The sequence below is a fragment of the Bartonella capreoli genome (genome assembly GCF_902813205.1).
In the GTDB taxonomy this organism is placed as follows: domain Bacteria; phylum Pseudomonadota; class Alphaproteobacteria; order Rhizobiales; family Rhizobiaceae; genus Bartonella; species Bartonella schoenbuchensis.
This window is the reverse complement of record NZ_CADDZX010000161.1, coordinates 1-478: the sequence shown is the minus strand read 5'-3', so window position 1 is coordinate 478 and position 478 is coordinate 1. Positions and strand designations below refer to the sequence as shown.

The 478-nt window shown below is 43.9% G+C and carries 1 protein-coding gene; it reads right to left on the bottom strand.

Features of this window, described 5'->3' with window-relative positions; translation table 11 throughout:
- Positions 1-478: sigma-54 factor interaction domain-containing protein (locus J7R05_RS07865; RefSeq protein WP_208541834.1), on the bottom strand; the 478-nt coding region annotated here is incomplete at both ends.

Below are 478 nucleotides of genomic sequence, written 5' to 3'. Positions count from 1 at the left end.
GGAACAGTAATGGGAACAACCGAAAGACGGTGGAAAAGATCCTCCCTAAAACGCCCGTCAGAAATGAGGTTTTCAAGATTTTGCGCCGTTGAAGAAATGATACGAACATCCACCTTGACACGTTTTGTGCCGCCCACTCTCTCAAATGTTTGCCCCGTCAACACCCGAAGAATCTTACCTTGAGTCTCACGTGGCATATCAGCAATTTCATCAAGATATAATATTCCACCATGAGCTTCTTCTAATGCACCGATTTTGCGTACTCCTCCCTCCATTTCGCTACCAAACAATTCTATTTCCATTCTTTCCGGAGTAATCATTGCGGCATTTATTGTAACAAATGGCCCATTTGAACGCGTTGAAAGCGCGTGAATAGCACGTGCAACCATTTCTTTTCCCGCCCCAGAAGGACCTGTAATCATAACACGGCTATTGGTTGGTGCCACTTTTTCTATGATTTGGCGCAAATGTTTTATAA